A 16,028-nucleotide genomic window follows, 5' to 3' on the forward strand; every position below is an offset into this window, starting at 1 on the left:
GATCTGCAACAATAAATTTCTGTAAAACAATAAAACATACAAGAATTACGAAAACACTTGCTTTGGCGCCGATTGGCTGCGATGACCTGTGTAACGAGAGGAGAAGCCATGGCTTTGGTCGCAAGAATTCTGATGGCGGCAACCGGCGGGTTGATGTTGGTCTATATGGCCATGATTTTTGGGCTGGTGATCATCGGGGACTATGACGAGATTTGGGATCTGGCTGATTTTCCGCCGCAAGACTTTGCTCCTGCCACGCTGGGCATCGCGCTCGGCCTGTTTTTCTCCACGGTTTTTCTCTGCGGTATACTCACGACCTTCTGGCAGGCGCACCTGCTTCTCAAGCTTGGGCGCACTCACATGTTTCGCGCTCTGGCCCGTGGGCTGCGCTTCTGCGGTGCTGGGTTGGCGATGATGTGGGCGGCGCTCTATGCCTTTATGAATGTAGTCCCCCTGGCGATGTCCATGGGACGGGTTGCGCCGGAACTCATGGAGGTGCAGTGGGCCCCTTTTGAAATTGATACGGTGTTTCTGGTTCTCGCCGTGGTCATGGTCGCCTTGTCCGGGACACTGACGCGGGCAGCTGAAATCGAAGACGAGAACAATCAATTCCTATGAGGAGACGCTGGTGCCAATCCGGGTAAACCTCGACATGATGCTGGTGCGTCGCAAGGTGACGTCGCGTGCTCTGGCTGCCGCCGTGGGCATTACTGAGGCTAATCTGTCTTTGCTGAAATCCGGCAAGGTCAAGGGCGTCCGCTTTGCGACGCTGGATGCGATTTGCCAGTTTCTGGAGTGTCAGCCCGGCGATATTCTGGAATATCTGCCGGACGACGCGGCCGAACTGTAACAAGCCCGACCTGTTTTTTCAGAGCGATGAAGCTGTGCTCTGGCTGTTTTCATAAGTCAGCCGATGACCGGATGACCAAGCCGCTGCATGCATTGAACCAGATAGTTCCGCTGGGCCTGTTTGATCTCGGCATCGCCAATCGCGGCCCCAACTGCCGCCCCGATGACAGCTCCCGCGAGGGCTTTATCACGGCTTTCTGTTGCCCCGGCCAAGGCGCCTCCGACCCCACCGACCGCGGCAGTCTTGCCGATATGCCCCTGTCCGACACGACGGGCTTCGGCGCGGCACTGGGCTTCATCGCTGTTGAAGCTGGCCCCGAGTGTCCCACTGACCTGAAGCGGCGCTTCCAGTGGGACGGTGTCGCAGGCGGCAACCGCCATCAGAAGGATGCCGCTGGCCAGAGCCGCAAAAAATCTACCACTCATTATTCTGCTCCTTTGGAATTCACAGATGATACGCATGCAGAATAGGCCCGAGTTCTGGAGAGAGCCAGCCCCGCAAGGCCTTAGGGCAGCAGTTGGTCAGCGACTGGACAGCAAAAAGGCCACTCCGCAGGGGAGTGGCCTCATTGATTTGTGCAAAAGATCGCTTACGGATCAGGCGTTGGTCTCGTCATCGGCGGCAACGGGGGCATCGCCCTCGTCATCATCCGATGCTGCAGAGCCGATATCGTCGAACAGCTCGGCGATTTCGAATTCAGCAGCGGCTTCCTCTTCGGCGGCCAGCTCCTGGATCGATTTGCCAGAGGCCTGAAGCTCAGCTTCTTCTTCCGAACGGGCGACGTTCAGATTGATCTGTGCTTCGACTTCGGGGTGCAGTTTGACGACAACGGTGTGAACACCCAGGTCTTTGATCGGGTTGATCAGAACGACCTGTTTTTTGTCGACTGTGAAACCAGCTTCGATGGCGGATTCTGCGGCGTCACGCGGGGTGACGGAACCGTAGAGAGCGCCGGCATCAGATGCCGAACGAATCACGATGAACTGCTGACCGTCCAGCTTTTCAGCCAGAGCAGCGGCTTCTGCTTTGGTTTCCAGATTGCGTGCTTCCAGCTGCGCTTTCTGGTCATCAAATGCTGCCAGGTTGGCTTCCGATGCGACCTTGGCTTTCGCCTGGGGCAGCAGGAAGTTGCGGGCATAACCGGGTTTGACGTCTACGACGTCACCCATCTGGCCCAGCTTGGCGACACGTTCAAGAAGGATAACTTGCATTGCTCAGGTCTCCTTACTTAACGGCATAAGGCAGCAGGGCGAGGAAGCGGGCGCGCTTGATAGCACGGGCCAGTTCACGCTGCTTCTTTGCCGAAACGGCGGTGATACGCGAAGGTACGATCTTGCCACGCTCAGAAATGTAGCGCTGCAGAAGACGAGTGTCTTTGTAGTCGATCTTCGGAGCATTGTCGCCCGAGAAGGGGCAGACTTTGCGGCGACGGAAAAATGGTTTTGCGGCCATGGTTTAGCGTCCTTTTCTCAAGCTAGATCAGCGGCGCTCGCGACGGGTGTCGCGTTCGTCACGTTTCTGCATCTGGACCGAAGGGCCTTCGGCGTGCTCGTCGACCTTGATGGTCAGAACGCGCATCACGTCATCATGCAGGCGCATCAGGCGTTCCATTTCCTGAACAGCCGCTGCAGAAGCATCGGTGCGCAGGAAGGCGTAGTGGCCTTTGCGGTTTTTGTTGATCTTGTAGGCCATCGTTTTGACGCCCCAGTATTCACTGTCAACGAGTTTACCTTCGTTGTCAGCCAATACGGCACCAAAGTGTTCGATAAGGCCTTCAGCTTGCGAGTTGGACAGGTCCTGACGCGCAATCATGACATGCTCATAGAGGGGCATGCGAACTCCAGTTTGTTTCAAGGCGCATTTCATAGACGGGGCGGTTGAGCCTTCCGCTGCCCTGTCACGAGAGTCTGCGCGGATCGAATGTGTCGCGGAAGGATGGCCTCATATAGCGGCTTTGACGCAAAGAGCAAGGTCAAATGGCGCAGCCCCAGACGAGGGGGATCATCCCGGCAGGCGTCGCACAGAAAGACCGGGAGGTGCCAATGGAGACCAAAGAGGTGTGTCAAAGTGGGCAAGCCTTGGAAATACATGATCTTTGGGTGATTTAATTGGCACAAAAACAGTCTCTTCACGTGCTGCCCCAATGTTGCCCCATTCGTAAGGTCATGTATGGTTAACGAAAAGTTAATAGCCCGAAGACCAACGGCAGGTCAAAATCGGGCAGGCAGAACGAGGCAGATGAGAATGAACCTTACCAGTCCGGCGTCCCTTTCGTATCCTGCTGCGCGCCCTGCAGCGGCCTTGAATGATTTGGCAGGCAGCAAGAACATTGCAGCGGCCATGCCATTGGTGCTGAATTTTGAGGCCAACTGGCGTGCGCGCACGGTTCTGATCCGCGCCCTCGGGGCTGCGATCCTGCTGAGCGCAAGCGGCCTGTGGCTGTTCCCGGGGGAAACGTCGGACCCTGAGCTGAGCTTGATGAAAGTCGGCGTTTCGGTGCTGTTCTTTGTGCTGGGACTTGTCTTGCTGACGGTGCGTGACCCGCGCGGCCAGCCCGAAGCCTGCTTTGATCCTGTGCGGCGCGAGTTGCGCATACTGCGCATGGATTCGCGGGGGCATCCTAAAACGGTCCTGCGTCGCGGGTATGACACCCTTGGTGGCGCTCGCCTGACAGCCGGTGCGGTAGAGCTATATGAAAATGATGGCAGTTTGCTGATCGAAGTGCCGCTTGGCAGCGCCGCAGCCCGAAGCCAGCTACGCGATCAGCTGAGTGGTGCTGTACAACTGTTCAACTGAGACAGTGCTTGAATCCCAATCACGAAACTTGGGTTGGGAGAGCAAAGGCGAGAGTTGCGGGGAAAGAACGTCGGCGAAGTACGGGGCCGCGAGGCTTGGTGGAACGTCTCGCGCAGCTCTTGTTCAGCTTTTTTACGCTCCTCCTTATTTGCACAGCCGTACCCAAGGTCGGCATTCGGCTGACCATCCGGGGTTTCAACAAAACGTGATCGGGCGGCAGGCCGTTGTTGGAAAGTGCTAATAAACCAAGGGCTCTGCACAGATGCGCAGGGCCAATGTTTTTTTCTCAACAGAACATGTTGGCAAATGCGACTTTTCTTTTGGCTGGGAACGACACAGGTTTGAACCACTGGGAACAATCAGTTCAATAGACCCTGATCACCTGATCGTCTTATCCAATGGAGCTCTACCCTCATGAAAACCATCTTTTTTGCAGCGGCCCTTGCAGGCTTGACCGCATCCGCCGCCGTCGCGGCTCCGGAAAAATATGTTCTGGATTCCAGCCACAGCCAGGTGCTGTTCAGCTATAACCACCTGGGCTATTCCACCACCTGGGGCATGTTCTCTGGGTTCGAAGGCGAGATCATGTTCGATCAGGAGGCTCCGGCTGAGTCCAGCGTTTCGGTTTCCATGCCGCTCAGCTCGATGCTGACAGGCTGGCAGGCGCGTTTTGATCACTTCATGTCCAAAGACTTCTTTGCCGCTGCGGGTGATGAGATGGTCACCTTCACCTCCACAAGCATCGCAGTGACTGGTGATACAACAGCCAAGATTACCGGCGATCTGACTCTGAACGGTGTGACCAAATCTGTGGTTCTGGATGCCAACCTCAACCAGATGGGCGACCACCCAATGGCGGGCAAGCCCTGGGCTGGTTTCAATGCGACGACGACATTGGTGCGGTCGGATTTTGAGCTGGGCAAATTTGCCCCCTTCGTCAGTGATGAAGTGGCGCTGCAGATTTCCATCGAAGCGATGAAAGCCGAGTAATCCGCCGCAACAATTTTGACTGCAATTTGCCGCCGCCCTGCGAAAGGGCGGCGGTCTTTTTGTGCTCGGAAGAAAATAAGTCGGCAGGCCGGTAGATTTGAATGGTTTGCACTGCCAGTGATGCTGGCCAAATGTGGTAGCCAAGAAAGCCGTGCGACCTAGAGTTTTGGGCCGTGCGACGAAGGGCAAGGCTACAGCGGGGGAAGGGGGCGGCGGACGTGCAAAAGCCCTTTCCAAAGTGAATTGGAAAGGGCCGCAAGCCGTGCTCTCAGCAGATATTGAAGGAGCTAAATCAGCCCCGCCGTTCGGCTTTGAGCGAGATTTCAATGACCACATCAAACCCTAGGGTAGCGGCATCCTGTGTTCCCAGACCAATGTCAAAATCCAGGCGGTTGACCGTCACCTGTCCGGACATCTCGGCGTGGTTCTCTTTGAGCGCGAGCGTGAACGGCAGGGTGAGCGGCAGGCTTTTGTCGCGGATGGTGAGCTGCCCAACAGCCTGATACCCGGTTTCAAGTTTTTCAAGCGTGGCCTCAAACCGTGCTGTTGGGTAGGTAGAGCTGTCGAAATAATCCGCTCCCATGGCCTGATCGGTCACGGTGCCAAGGCTAAGGGATTTGATGTCGATCTCTACGGCCACTTGCCCTGCAGGGCCTGGGGTTTCAGGATCATCAAATTGGATGTCTGCGGCCCAACTGGCAAAGCTTCCAGTGATATCACTGCCCATCTGTTTAATGGTCAGTCCCAGCCTACCGCTGTCAACAATCCAGTTGCCAATACCGTCATCAACGCTGGTTTCAGCAGGATCTGTTGAACCCGATGCATCTTCGGGCGCAGATTGCACGGTACTGCTGGTGTGCCCATGATCATGAGTGCTGTGATCCTGTGCTTGCCCCCCCAGGAGCGCGCCTGTTGTCAGAATAGCAGCCCAGAGTGCCAGGGCGACAAAGGCCGGAACCGCGCTGTGTGTCTGCGCGGGCGGTTCGGGCAGGGCGCGCGTACCCGGAAGCATGCGGCGGAGGGTGGCATCGCGGTCGATGACCACATGTTTGATGGCACCTGCTACGTGCAGAACGACCGAGATCAGCAAGGCCTTGCCCGCGATCCAGTGCAGAGAGGCAAACAGCGCCGATACCGGCTCGGATTTGGGCACAAAGGGCAGGTTCTGGCCAAAGGGCCACCAGATTGGGGCAAAACCGGTGGTGGCCGCATGGTGGATCCAACCCGTCAGTGGCGTGGCAACCATGGCTCCGTAGAGCATCCAGTGTACCACTTCGGCGGCGAGGGCTTCGGGTTTGTTGTCGGGGTGCAGTAGACCGGGTTTAGGCTGGCGCAGGGCCCAGAGGATACGGGCCAGAGCGACAAAAAAGCTGGCCAAGCCAATCGTTTTGTGCAGCGAGAACAGGAGAACCGCGCGGTCGATGGTGTCTTGCGCACCGTCAAAGTCCGGGCTTTGGATGGTGTGGGCCAGATTGCTGGAAATCATCCCAAGCAGGAAAGCGGTGATCAGCAAAAAAGCAGTCAGCCAGTGAAAGGTCTTGCTGACGCTGCCGTAGCTGGACGAGGAGTTACTATGGGGCACGGGAGAATAATCCTTGTGCAAAAGAGGATAGGTTCAATCTAGCCATCGCCAGCTATCGTGCAATGGGCTGCTCTGTCAGTCTCCGCACAGGGTTTGTTTATCAAAGCATGTCTGAGGGATCGAAACCTTGCGGTTTCCGAAGCATTGGAAGGTCAGGCTACTCTCCCAAACCTGGCGCTGAGCAGTCGTGGCAGGGCAGTTCTCTTGTGCCGGGCGGCAGCTGCGTCTAAACCGAGACAAACGGCAGTGAAAGATGAGGTCATTCATGACAATCGCATTTGTGTTCCCGGGCCAGGGTGCCCAGACCATCGGCATGGGGCAGGCGCTGGCAGGGGCATATCCCGCCGCAAAGGCTGTGTTTGATGAAGTGGATGATGCCTTGGGGGAAAACCTCAGTGGCCTGATCTGGGAGGGAGACATCGAAACACTGACCCTGACCCAAAATGCTCAACCGGCCCTGATGGCAACGTCGATGGCAGCCATGCGCGCGCTCGAGGCCGAAGGGATCACGATCAGCCAGGCGGCCTGTGTGGCGGGTCACTCGCTGGGGGAATATTCCGCTCTGGCGGCCGCTGGCGCGATTTCGGTTGCGGATACTGCGCGCCTTTTGCGCACTCGTGGTCAGGCGATGCAAAGCGCTGTGCCAGTGGGTGTTGGCGCCATGGCGGCCCTTCTGGGGCTGGATTTTGCCACCGTGAAAGAGGTTGCCGCCGAGGCCGCCGCCGAAGGTGAGGTCGTCCAGGCCGCCAATGATAATGACCCGACACAGGTTGTCGTCTCTGGTCACAAGGCCGCCGTTGAACGCGCCGCAGAGATTGCCAAGGGACGTGGAGCCAAGCGCGCCGTGATGTTGCCTGTGTCCGCGCCGTTCCATTGTGCCCTGATGCAGCCTGCGGCCGATGTGATGGCAGAAGCCCTGGCCGCGGTCGAAATCAAAGCCCCGGCCGTGCCATTGATCGCAAACGTCCGCGCCGATGAGGTGACGGATCCGGCGCTGATCCGCCAGTTGCTGGTAGAACAGGTCACAGGTTCGGTGCGCTGGCGCGAAAGCGTGCAGATGATGGCCGCCAAAGGCGTGACAGAATTCTGGGAAATTGGTGCTGGCAAGGCGCTGTCGGGGATGATCCGCAAGATCGACCGGTCCCTGAGCAGCCGTCAGTTTGGCACTCCGGATGATGTGGCCGGCGTTAAAGGCGCCTGAAACGAGCAATAAACGATAGCCCAGGCAGTGCAGCTGTTCTCTTAAATAGATGCGGCGTGCTTCTGGGATCTGAAATTGAGGAAATGACATGTTTGATTTGACTGGCAAGACGGCGCTGATCACCGGGGCTTCGGGCGGCATTGGCGGCGATATTGCACGTGCGCTGCATGCAGCGGGCGCCACCGTGGCTCTGTCCGGCACCCGTGAAGACCCGCTAAAGGCACTGGCCGCAGAGCTGGGCGAGCGGGCCTTTGTGCTGACCTGCAATCTCAGCGATGCTGAGGCCGTTGAGGCGCTGCCTAAACAGGCAGCCGAAGCGCTGGGGCGGGTGGATATTCTGGTCAACAATGCCGGGATCACCAAAGACAATCTCTTTATGCGGATGAAGGACGAGGAATGGCAAAGCGTGCTGGACGTGAACCTGACCTCGACCATGCGTCTGTGCCGGGGCGTGTTGCGCGGCATGATGAAGGCACGCTGGGGCCGGATCATCAATATCTCCTCTGTTGTGGGCGCCACCGGCAATCCCGGTCAGGCCAATTACGCGGCCTCCAAGGCGGGTATGGTGGGGATGTCGAAATCCCTGGCCTATGAGGTCGCCAACCGTGGCATCACCGTGAATGCGGTCGCTCCCGGTTTCATTGCCACGGCTATGACCGACAAGCTGAACGACAGCCAGAAAGACGCGATCCTGACCCAGATCCCGGCCGCCCGTATGGGAGATTCGAAAGAAATCGCCGCCGCGGTGCTGTATCTGGCCAGCCCAGAGGCCTCCTACGTGACTGGCACCACGCTGCACGTGAATGGTGGCATGGCGATGCTGTAACGGAATTTTTCTTGGTCGGGGCCGTAATCGCCGCGCATTTCGTCGCTGACAAAGGCCGAAGTAGCCGCTGGCAGACAGATGGATCTACCTCGGTGTTTCGGAGAAAAGTTGCATTTAATCAGCGGTGTAACAAAAAACATTGGTGCGACCTCTTGTCTTGAACAAAGGGTGGCGCCATTTGCAAAATCGGGTCGCCCACTATGAGGGTGCAGCAACAGCGAGATGCGGTGCGAAACCATTTGCCTCTGCGCTGGTCTGTGCTATAGGCGGCCCATATTCGTTCTGATCCAGCCGTTTACTGCTGTGATCAGAAAGCTCTCGTTGCTGGGGGCAGAACCGCCCGCAACGGGCAAAATCACGCCACCCCATGCGGGCAAGGGCAAAACCGGGCAGATGCCCTGAAGAACGAGGAAGAGACATGAGCGACGTCGCAGACCGCGTAAAAAAGATCGTTGTAGAGCACCTGGGTGTTGAAGAAGACAAAGTGACCGAAAACGCGTCCTTTATCGACGATCTGGGCGCAGACAGCCTGGACACCGTTGAGCTGGTCATGGCCTTCGAAGAAGAGTTCGGCATCGAGATCCCTGATGATGCGGCTGAAACCATTCAGACCTTTGGCGACGCAGTGAAGTTCATCACCGAAGCTTCCTAAGTCGACTTCACAGTTTTGTGATTACGTGAACGGCGCTTTCCACTAGGGAAGCGCCGTTTTGCGTCTCTCCTGTTGCGCTGATCTCGCAGAAGCTGGACCTCAGACATGATCCCCTGTGGTATCGTGTTTAAGTTGAGCAAACAGGAGGGCTTTTGCGATGATGATCTACCCGACAATGGAATTGCTGGACGGAGGCTGTGTCACCCTTGAAAAAGGGCGCCTGGATGAGCCGATGGTCTGGCATGTGGATCCTGTCGAGAAGGCGCGGGAATTTGCCGATGCCGGTGCCGAATGGATGCATCTGACAGATTTCAATGCCATCAAGGGCGATGATGGCAACCGGGAGCTGGTCGAAGAAATTATCCGCACGGTTGGCATCCCGGTTCAGCTTGGTGGGGGCATGCGCAGCCGTGAAGCCGTCGAAAGCTGGATCGACAAAGGCGCGGGCCGCGTTGTCGTTGGAACCCTTGCGGCCTGGGATCCCAGCTTGGTGGCTGAACTTGCCAAGCACTACCCGGATCAGATTGTTCTGGCTGTTGATGTCTGGCAGGGGCAGGTGATGACCGAAGGCTGGCTGAAGGCTGGCGCCTTTGAGCCGGGCTCATACATCGCTGCCTTTGGCGCGGCGCCCTTTGCGGGAATCATAGTGACCGACATCGACAGCGACATGTCGGACCTCGACGCCCAGCTAGGCCTGATATCAGCACTGGCGGCCGATGCCGCATCGCCGGTGATCGCGAGCGGCGTTGTGCGCAGTGCGGATGACATCTCACGGCTGAAGTATATTCCCAATATCGCCGGAACTTTGGTGGGGCGTGCCCTGTTCCGCAAAAGCCTCACGCTGCAAGAAGCATTGGCGACCGCGCAGCCTGAACAGGAACAAGTCGCTGAATTCCTGTAAGGAATATGATTGATCATAAGCGAGGCTGTGCCGAATGTTTCTGTACGGCTCAGCCTCCTTTTGGCGTTCGTTTCTTGGCCGCTCCAAGGGGCTTGGAGCGGTGCAACCTGGGTTGAACAAGCGGTCTCTGGAATAAACCGATATGCCCAATCGGGTATTTTCCGCCATTTACGGGTGTTCGCCCTCTTTCGGTACGACTGGCGCACTTGCACCTCTTGGGCAATCCAAGCTATCTGAGTGGACGAATTGCCGAGGCAAAGGAGAGCATGGAATGCGTCGAGTAGTTGTAACCGGACTTGGATTGGTCACACCATTGGCAACCGGGGTCGAAGAGACCTGGTCACGTCTGCTGGATGGCCAGTCTGGCGCCGGACCGATCACGCTGTTTGACGCAGAGGCCAGCGGTGTAACCACGACCTACGCCTGCGAAGTTCCGCGCGGTGATGGCTCTGAGGGGACGTTCAACCCTGATGACTGGGTGATCAAGAAAGATCAGAAAAAGATCGATGATTTCATCCTCTACGGCATTGCTGCTGCGGATATGGCGGTACGTGACGCAGGCTGGATGCCGGAAGACACCGAGAGCCTCGAACGTACCGGCGTGATGATCGGCTCCGGCATTGGCGGGCTCAGCTCGATTGCCGACACTGCCGTGATGATCAAGGAAAAAGGCCCGCGCCGGGTTTCTCCTTTCTTTATTCCGGGCGCGCTGATCAACCTGATTTCCGGTCAGGTCTCGATCCGGTTTGGCTTCAAAGGCCCCAATCATTCGGTTGTGACCGCCTGTTCGACCGGGGCTCACGCCATTGGTGATGCGGCCCGTCTGATCAAGGCAGGCGACGCCGATGTGATGGTTGCAGGCGGTGCCGAAGCGGCGATCTGCGAGATCGGTATTGCCGGTTTCAACGCCTGCAAGGCGCTGTCGACCAAACGTGCCGATGATCCTAAATCGGCATCACGCCCCTATGACACTGACCGGGATGGTTTTGTCATGGGTGAAGGCGCCGGCATCGTGGTGCTGGAAGACTATGAACACGCCAAGGCCCGTGGTGCAAAGATCTATGCCGAGGTTCTGGGCTATGGCCTGTCAGGCGATGCATATCACATCACTGCCCCGTCCGAAGATGGCGAAGGCGGCGAACGTTCCATGCGGGCGGCACTGAAACACGCAGGGCTGGAGCCCAAGGATATCGACTATATCAATGCGCATGGCACCTCGACCATGGCGGATACAATCGAGCTGGGCGCGGTAGAGCGGCTGCTCGGTGATCACGCGGGTAATGTCACAATGTCGTCGACCAAATCGGCAACCGGTCATTTGCTGGGCGCGGCTGGCGCGATCGAGGCGATCTTCTCGATCCTGGCGATCCGCGATCAGGTGGCCCCGCCGACGATCAATCTGGATAATCCCGCAGTGGAATCGCCTGTGGATCTGGCACCAAATGCAAAACGTGCCCGCAAGATCGACGTGGCGCTGTCCAACTCCTTTGGTTTTGGTGGCACCAATGCCTCTGTTGTCTTTGGGAAACCCAAATAAATGTGGCGTAGCCTGGCCTCCAATATGCTGACGGTGCTAGTGGTGATGCTGTTCCTTTTGGGCGGCGTCATCCTTTGGGGAAAGTCGCAATATACCGCCGAAGGCCCACTGGAGACGGCGATCTGTCTCCAGGTGCGCCCGGGGTCCAACATGACCCGTGTCAGTACTTCGCTCGAAGAGCAGGGCGCTGTCACCTCGGGGACGATCTTTCGGCTCAGCGCCAAATACACCGAAAAATCCAGCCAATTGAAAGCGGGTAGCTTTCTGGTGAAGCCCGGGACCTCGATGGAGGAGATCCTAGATCAGATCACCCTTGGTGGCGCCAGTACCTGCGGAACCGAGATCGTCTATCGCGTAGGTGTCACCCGGATGCGTGCCGAAGTGCGTGAACTTGATCCGGCCTCTGGAAAATTTGTCGAACGCGCCGAGTTTGAACCCGGTGTGGATGAGGCTCCTGCGATATTCAACGATCTGAAATCCGCTGGTGATACCCGGTTCCGGGTGGCTCTGGCTGAAGGTGTGACCAGCTGGCAGGTGGTGGATGCGCTGAAGACGATCGATATTCTGGATGGCGACCCGGGCGAACGCCCAGCCGAAGGGGCGCTGGCGCCGGACAGCTATGAAATCGTCGCCGGGCAGGATCGCACTGACGTTTTGCAGCAGATGCAGGACCGGCAGGCCTTGCTGATTGCGGCGGCCTGGGAAAACCGTAGCCCTGATGCCGCAGTGCAATCTCCTGAAGAAATGCTGATCCTTGCGTCTATTATCGAAAAGGAAACCGGCGTTGCACGAGAGCGCGGCCAAGTCGCTAGTGTCTTTACCAATCGTTTGAACCGCGGCATGCGTCTGCAGACGGATCCAACGGTGATCTATGGCGTCACCAAGGGCGAAGGTGTGTTGGGGCGTGGATTGCGCCAAAGCGAGCTGCGCAAGGTGACCCCCTGGAACACCTATGTAATCGAAGGCTTGCCGCCCACGCCGATTGCCAACCCCGGTAAGGCCAGTTTGACAGCCGCAGTTAACCCGGATCAGACGGACTATCTGTTCTTTGTGGCTGATGGCACCGGCGGTCATGCCTTTGCAGAGACCCTGCAAGAGCATAATCGCAATGTCGTCAAATGGCGCGAAATCGAAGCACAGCGCCAAAATAACTGAGCCAGAACAACTGATCACCTCTCTTCTGAGAATGAGACAAGATGACCTGTCCCATGTAAAATGGGGCAGGTCTTTTTGGTAGTGCTTCCCATTTTGTTAACTCTTCCCAATGGCTTCGCACGGCCGGCAACCCTGCACAATTTGACTTCTCACGCGTTGCAGGACTATTTTACCCCGCAGCTGGAAGAAAACTGAACGACCAATCGCCAAGCCGGGCCTTTGCTGTCAGCCTCTTACGTGCCGGGGAAAACCCAAAGCCTGAGTTGCTAAATCCCAAATGAATGACAATCAAACGGGCCCCGTGGTCCAGCGGACGCGTGATCTGTTGCAATCCTTGCAGCAGTCAATTTTGCGTCTGCGACAAGAAGCAGAAGAGCTGCGCGCGCAACTTGCCTGTGACGGTGCAGAGGCGCTGGCGGGAACATTGCCACGCATCGCAAAGCTGGAGGGACTTATCAGGGATTGCCAGAAAGTGGAGAAAACCCTTGTCGAGCAAAATGATCATTCAGCCTGCGACCAATCCGGGCTCGACCTTGCGGCGGCCCAGATTGAAATCAGCGGGCGCCTGGATCGCCTCCGCGCCAGCCTGGATCGAGAGGAACCTGCTTCAGGAGCTGAGTGACCGCAGCCTCTGCGCATTGCCATATCTGTTTGAGGCCTGGGCGCTGCCGCATCAACTGCCCCCTGCCGGGGATTGGCGCGCCTGGGTGATCCTGGGAGGGCGAGGGGCGGGCAAGACCCGTGCCGGGGCTGAATGGGTTCGCAGCCAGGTCGAAGGCAGCACGTCTGCGGCTGCGGGCCAGTCGGGGCGTCTGGCCCTGATTGGCGAAACCTATGACCAGGTGCGTGATGTGATGATCCAGGGTGACAGTGGCATTCTGGCCTGCTCGCCTCCTGACAGGCGGCCCCAGTGGAAGGCGGCAGAACGCAAACTGCTGTGGGCCAACGGCGCGATGGCACAGGCCTTTTCGGCCAGTGATCCCGAGGCTCTGCGTGGTCCGCAGTTTGATGCGGCCTGGGTGGATGAGTTGGCAAAATGGAAACGCGCCCGCGAGGCTTGGGATATGCTGCAGTTTTCCTTGCGACTTGGGGTCTCTCCCAGGGCCTGCATCACGACAACACCGCGTAATACGCAGGTTCTGCGTGATATTTTGGCGACGCCCTCAACAGTCCAAAGCCATGCCCCGACCGAAGCCAACCGCGCCAATCTGGCGCCCTCATTTCTGGCGGAAGTCCGTGCCCGCTATGCCGGGTCACGCTTGGGGCGACAGGAGTTGGACGGGGTTCTGCTGTCGGAGGTCGAGGGTGCCTTGTGGCGTTCAGCGCAATTGCAGCAGGTACAGATTGCTGCTGCTCCGGGTCTGGATCGGGTTGTGGTCGCCGTTGATCCTGCTGTCAGCGTCGGCAAAGCTTCGGATGCCTGCGGCATTGTCGTTGTTGGGGCAACTTTGCAGGGGCCGCCACAGAACTGGCAGGGCTATGTGCTGGCTGACCGGACAGTGCAGGGGCAAGGACCGCTCGCCTGGGCTGAAGCGGTCGCTGCTGCTGCGGCAGAGTTTCACGCCGACCGGGTGGTGGCCGAAGTCAACCAGGGTGGGGCTCTCGTCGAGAGCCTGTTGAGGCAGGTGGACCCGTTGATGCCGTTTCGTGCGCTTCATGCCAGCCGGGGCAAGGCGGCGCGTGCAGAGCCAGTGGCTGCTCTCTATGAGCAGCGCCGTATTCACCACCTGGCAGGGCTGGCAGAACTCGAGGACCAAATGTGTCAAATGACGCCACAGGGCTATGGTGGTCAGGGGTCCCCGGACCGCTTGGATGCGCTGGTCTGGGCCGTGTTTGAACTGATCCTTGCGCCAGCGGCCCAGCACCGGCTGCCCCGGGCGCGGATGCTCTAGCCGGGATGCAACGTGGGGAAATGAGTAAGTGCAACAAATGCAATAGGTTGCACCGGTGTTGCCAGGGGGCTGTACGCTGGGCTTCGGGATTGTTCAACTCCTGCCGTCATACCAGTTTTCAGCAAAGGGCGCTGTGCCCCGACAGTTGGATCAAAGGAGTGGCCCATGGGGTTCAACCTACCTTGGCGCAAGACGCAGACCAGCAAAACCGAAGCCCGCGCAATTGCGGCCCCCGGCACCGGGGCTAGTGGAAACAAGGCCAGTGGAAACAAAGCCAGTGAAACCAAAGCCAGTGCTGCGGCCCGCATCCTGGCCTGGCAAAGCTCTGCCATGCCACGGTGGAGCGCGCGCGATACCACCTCGCTGACCCGGTTGGGGTTCATTGGCAACCCCATTGGTTTTCGAGCAGTACGCATGGTCGCCGAGGCCGCCGCTGCAGTGCCCCTTGTTTTGCAGGATGTCACGGAGCGCTATGAGACCCATCCGGTTTTAAACCTTGTGAACCGTCCCCACCCAGCGCAGACGGGGCAAGACTTTCTGGAAGCCCTGTTTGGCCATCTTCTGTTGACCGGCAATGCTTATGTTGAGGCCGTCAATGCAGAAGAAGACTGGCCCGATGAGCTGCACGTTTTACGCCCGGACCGGATGTCGATTGTCCCCGGGCCTGATGGCTGGCCACAGGCCTATGATTATACAGTCGGCGCGCGCAAACATCGGTTCTTTTCAGATGGCGGCCGAAGTTCCATTCTGCATCTGAAAAACTTTCATCCGCAGGACGATCACTATGGTCTGGCGCCGATGCAGGCGGCGGCGCTGGCATTGGATGTCCATAATGCTGCCACGCAATGGTCAAAGGGGCTTTTGGACAATGCAGCCCGTCCTTCAGGCGCATTGGTCTGGGCCGGGTCCGAAGGTCAGGGCATGATGTCTGATGATCAGTTCCGCCGCCTAAGTGACGAAATTGAAACGAATTTCCAGGGCGCGCGCAATGCTGGTCGTCCGATGGTTCTGGAAGGAGGGCTGGACTGGAAGCCAATGGGGTTTTCGCCTTCCGATATGGAGTTTCAAAAGACCAAGGAGGCCGCCGCGCGCGAAATTGCCCTAGCCTTTGGGGTTCCGCCGATGCTTTTGGGCCTGCCTGGGGATGCGGCCTATGCCAATTATCAGGAAGCAAATCGTGCCTTCTACCGGCTAACAGTTCTGCCTTTGGCGACGCGGGTGGCGGCCGGCCTGTCTGACTGGCTGTCAGGATTTGGCACCGAGACGCTGGTCCTGAAGCCGGATCTTGATCAGGTACCGGCCCTTGCCGAAGAACGCGACCGGCACTGGCGGCGGGTGTCGACTGCGGATTTCCTCAGCCCGGCCGAAAAACGCCGAATGCTGGGCCTTCCAGCCCTCAGTGAGGAGGAAACGGATGCCTGATAACCCAAGGCCGCCCTTTGACTGTGCCCCGGGCATGCGGCTGTCGGCGCATGAGCGGGTGAGCCAGATCCAGCTTGATACGCTTGGTCGACGGCAGGACCGTCTGGAACAGATGCTGGAACGGCTGGAGCGTCGGCTTTGGTTGACCGTTTATGGTGTGGCCGCCGTCATCCTGGCACAGGCATTTCAATCGATCATTGCAGCTCAATAGACATAAGAACAAC

Annotated in this window: 19 protein-coding genes; 14 read left to right on the top strand and 5 right to left on the bottom strand. The window is 58.1% G+C overall.

The annotated features are described in order from the left end of the window. The first annotated feature begins 108 nt into the window (after positions 1–108). Together PH5382_RS06665 and PH5382_RS06670 are read left to right on the top strand one after the other, a co-directional pair. Positions 109–618 (top strand): hypothetical protein, encoded by a 510-nt coding sequence (locus PH5382_RS06665; RefSeq protein WP_058333570.1) that lies wholly within the window; start codon positions 109–111, stop codon positions 616–618. Positions 619–628: 10 nt separating this feature from the next. After that, on the top strand, positions 629–850 hold the full coding sequence (locus PH5382_RS06670; protein WP_058333571.1) for a helix-turn-helix domain-containing protein: 222 nt from the start codon (positions 629–631) through the stop codon (positions 848–850). A 56-nt stretch (positions 851–906) separates the two neighbouring features. On the opposite strand, the gene PH5382_RS06675 is transcribed toward PH5382_RS06670, so the two are convergent. The 4 genes from PH5382_RS06675 to rpsF all read right to left on the bottom strand — a co-directional run bounded on the left by PH5382_RS06675 (position 907) and on the right by rpsF (position 2,683). After that, positions 907–1,275 carry a hypothetical protein gene (locus tag PH5382_RS06675; RefSeq protein WP_058333572.1) on the bottom strand — a complete coding sequence of 123 codons (369 nt, stop codon included), beginning with the start codon at positions 1,273–1,275 and terminating at the stop codon, positions 907–909. A 171-nt stretch (positions 1,276–1,446) separates the two neighbouring features. Continuing rightward, positions 1,447–2,061, bottom strand: coding sequence for a 50S ribosomal protein L9 (gene rplI / locus PH5382_RS06680; protein WP_058333573.1), 615 nt, complete (start codon positions 2,059–2,061; stop codon positions 1,447–1,449). Positions 2,062–2,074: 13 nt separating this feature from the next. Beyond that, positions 2,075–2,302: a 30S ribosomal protein S18 gene (rpsR, locus tag PH5382_RS06685; protein ID WP_005982441.1), complete on the bottom strand. Its 228-nt coding sequence runs from the start codon at positions 2,300–2,302 to the stop codon at positions 2,075–2,077. A 27-nt stretch (positions 2,303–2,329) separates the two neighbouring features. Further along, on the bottom strand, positions 2,330–2,683 hold the full coding sequence (rpsF, locus tag PH5382_RS06690) for a 30S ribosomal protein S6 (RefSeq protein ID WP_058333574.1): 354 nt from the start codon (positions 2,681–2,683) through the stop codon (positions 2,330–2,332). Between the two features lie 411 nt (positions 2,684–3,094). On the opposite strand from rpsF, the gene PH5382_RS06695 reads away from it, so the two are divergent. Both PH5382_RS06695 and PH5382_RS06700 read left to right on the top strand, forming a co-directional pair. After that, on the top strand, positions 3,095–3,646 hold the full coding sequence (locus PH5382_RS06695) for a hypothetical protein (protein WP_231751809.1): 552 nt from the start codon (positions 3,095–3,097) through the stop codon (positions 3,644–3,646). 414 nt (positions 3,647–4,060) lie between these two features. Further along, positions 4,061–4,636, top strand: coding sequence for a YceI family protein (locus PH5382_RS06700; RefSeq protein ID WP_058333575.1), 576 nt, complete (start codon positions 4,061–4,063; stop codon positions 4,634–4,636). A gap of 292 nt (positions 4,637–4,928) precedes the next feature. Here PH5382_RS06700 and PH5382_RS06705 read toward each other — a convergent pair whose 3' ends face one another. Beyond that, entirely contained in the window at positions 4,929–6,218 is a 1,290-nt protein-coding gene (locus PH5382_RS06705; RefSeq protein ID WP_058333650.1) for a cytochrome b/b6 domain-containing protein, read from the bottom strand. Between the two features lie 265 nt (positions 6,219–6,483). Between PH5382_RS06705 and fabD the strand changes: the two genes are divergently transcribed. The 10 genes from fabD (at position 6,484) to PH5382_RS06755 (ending at position 16,015) form a co-directional block, all read left to right on the top strand. Then, positions 6,484–7,419, top strand: a complete 936-nt coding sequence (gene fabD / locus PH5382_RS06710) for an ACP S-malonyltransferase (protein WP_058333576.1) — start codon at positions 6,484–6,486, stop codon at positions 7,417–7,419. Positions 7,420–7,507: 88 nt separating this feature from the next. Then, on the top strand, positions 7,508–8,245 hold the full coding sequence (fabG, locus tag PH5382_RS06715) for a 3-oxoacyl-[acyl-carrier-protein] reductase (RefSeq protein ID WP_058333577.1): 738 nt from the start codon (positions 7,508–7,510) through the stop codon (positions 8,243–8,245). A 418-nt stretch (positions 8,246–8,663) separates the two neighbouring features. Further along, positions 8,664–8,897, top strand: a complete 234-nt coding sequence (locus tag PH5382_RS06720) for an acyl carrier protein (protein WP_028091986.1) — start codon at positions 8,664–8,666, stop codon at positions 8,895–8,897. A 157-nt stretch (positions 8,898–9,054) separates the two neighbouring features. Next, a complete protein-coding gene (locus PH5382_RS06725; protein WP_058333578.1) occupies positions 9,055–9,798 on the top strand; it encodes a 1-(5-phosphoribosyl)-5-[(5-phosphoribosylamino)methylideneamino]imidazole-4-carboxamide isomerase in 744 nt (247 codons plus the stop codon). A 271-nt stretch (positions 9,799–10,069) separates the two neighbouring features. Continuing rightward, positions 10,070–11,335, top strand: coding sequence for a beta-ketoacyl-ACP synthase II (fabF, locus tag PH5382_RS06730; RefSeq protein ID WP_058333579.1), 1,266 nt, complete (start codon positions 10,070–10,072; stop codon positions 11,333–11,335). Further along, entirely contained in the window at positions 11,336–12,490 is a 1,155-nt protein-coding gene (gene mltG / locus PH5382_RS06735; RefSeq protein ID WP_058333580.1) for an endolytic transglycosylase MltG, read from the top strand. Between the two features lie 277 nt (positions 12,491–12,767). Continuing rightward, positions 12,768–13,112, top strand: coding sequence for a hypothetical protein (locus PH5382_RS20115; protein WP_058333581.1), 345 nt, complete (start codon positions 12,768–12,770; stop codon positions 13,110–13,112). Between the two features lie 16 nt (positions 13,113–13,128). Continuing rightward, entirely contained in the window at positions 13,129–14,382 is a 1,254-nt protein-coding gene (locus PH5382_RS06745) for a DNA-packaging protein (protein ID WP_231751810.1), read from the top strand. A gap of 165 nt (positions 14,383–14,547) precedes the next feature. Further along, the gene (locus PH5382_RS06750; protein ID WP_082645585.1) at positions 14,548–15,804 is read left to right on the top strand and encodes a phage portal protein; all 1,257 of its coding nucleotides are present in this window, start codon (positions 14,548–14,550) and stop codon (positions 15,802–15,804) included. Beyond that, complete coding sequence (locus PH5382_RS06755; protein WP_058333582.1) at positions 15,797–16,015, top strand: GTA head formation protein, RCAP_rcc01685 family; 219 nt, start codon at positions 15,797–15,799, stop codon at positions 16,013–16,015. Before PH5382_RS06750 ends, PH5382_RS06755 begins: the two co-directional genes overlap by 8 nt. Positions 16,016–16,028 lie beyond the last annotated feature (13 nt).

This window comes from Phaeobacter sp. CECT 5382, from assembly GCF_001457775.1.
Taxonomy (GTDB): domain Bacteria; phylum Pseudomonadota; class Alphaproteobacteria; order Rhodobacterales; family Rhodobacteraceae; genus Pseudophaeobacter.

Excerpts from the sequence above, each read along its gene's own strand:
- PH5382_RS06665 (WP_058333570.1), top strand. The coding sequence starts at position 109 with ATGGCTTTGGTCGCAAGAATTCTGATGGCGGCAACCGGCGGGTTGATG.
- PH5382_RS06675 (WP_058333572.1), bottom strand. The coding sequence starts at position 1,275 with ATGAGTGGTAGATTTTTTGCGGCTCTGGCCAGCGGCATCCTTCTGATG.
- rplI (WP_058333573.1), bottom strand. The coding sequence starts at position 2,061 with ATGCAAGTTATCCTTCTTGAACGTGTCGCCAAGCTGGGCCAGATGGGT.
- rpsR (WP_005982441.1), bottom strand. The coding sequence starts at position 2,302 with ATGGCCGCAAAACCATTTTTCCGTCGCCGCAAAGTCTGCCCCTTCTCG.
- rpsF (WP_058333574.1), bottom strand. The coding sequence starts at position 2,683 with ATGCCCCTCTATGAGCATGTCATGATTGCGCGTCAGGACCTGTCCAAC.
- PH5382_RS06695 (WP_231751809.1), top strand. The coding sequence starts at position 3,095 with ATGAACCTTACCAGTCCGGCGTCCCTTTCGTATCCTGCTGCGCGCCCT.
- PH5382_RS06700 (WP_058333575.1), top strand. The coding sequence starts at position 4,061 with ATGAAAACCATCTTTTTTGCAGCGGCCCTTGCAGGCTTGACCGCATCC.
- fabD (WP_058333576.1), top strand. The coding sequence starts at position 6,484 with ATGACAATCGCATTTGTGTTCCCGGGCCAGGGTGCCCAGACCATCGGC.
- fabG (WP_058333577.1), top strand. The coding sequence starts at position 7,508 with ATGTTTGATTTGACTGGCAAGACGGCGCTGATCACCGGGGCTTCGGGC.
- PH5382_RS06720 (WP_028091986.1), top strand. The coding sequence starts at position 8,664 with ATGAGCGACGTCGCAGACCGCGTAAAAAAGATCGTTGTAGAGCACCTG.
- PH5382_RS06725 (WP_058333578.1), top strand. The coding sequence starts at position 9,055 with ATGATGATCTACCCGACAATGGAATTGCTGGACGGAGGCTGTGTCACC.
- fabF (WP_058333579.1), top strand. The coding sequence starts at position 10,070 with ATGCGTCGAGTAGTTGTAACCGGACTTGGATTGGTCACACCATTGGCA.
- mltG (WP_058333580.1), top strand. The coding sequence starts at position 11,336 with ATGTGGCGTAGCCTGGCCTCCAATATGCTGACGGTGCTAGTGGTGATG.
- PH5382_RS20115 (WP_058333581.1), top strand. The coding sequence starts at position 12,768 with ATGAATGACAATCAAACGGGCCCCGTGGTCCAGCGGACGCGTGATCTG.
- PH5382_RS06750 (WP_082645585.1), top strand. The coding sequence starts at position 14,548 with ATGGGGTTCAACCTACCTTGGCGCAAGACGCAGACCAGCAAAACCGAA.
- PH5382_RS06755 (WP_058333582.1), top strand. The coding sequence starts at position 15,797 with ATGCCTGATAACCCAAGGCCGCCCTTTGACTGTGCCCCGGGCATGCGG.